1 protein-coding gene is annotated in these 366 nt (G+C 45.1%); it reads left to right on the forward strand.

All coding sequences use genetic code 11. From position 1 onward, the window contains the following. Window positions 1–366 (forward strand): FAD:protein FMN transferase (locus HC175_RS20795; RefSeq protein WP_209310159.1); only part of this gene is annotated, 366 nt, incomplete at both ends.

Genomic DNA, 366 nt, shown 5'->3' on the forward strand with positions numbered 1-366 from the left:
GGAACTCTTCAGCCTCCTCAAAAGGGCCATTAAAATTTCAGAGATCACGGATGGAGCTTTTGATATTTCCTATGCTTCAATGGACAGGATCTGGAAGTTTGACGGCAGCATGAAAGAAATGCCTTCCGAAGAAGAGATAAAAGCTTCGGTGTCAAAAGTGGGATTTAAGAACATTCTTCTGGACGAGAAGAATTCCACTGTTTTTTTGAAAAATTCAGGGATGAAAATTGGTTTTGGAGCCATTGGTAAAGGCTACGCGGCAGATATGGCGAAAGACGTACTTCTTTCAAAAGGGGTTTCGGGAGGGATCATTAACGCCTCCGGGGACATGAATACCTGGGGCAAACAACCGGATGGGCGCGAGTG

This window comes from Salinimicrobium oceani (genome assembly GCF_012037645.1).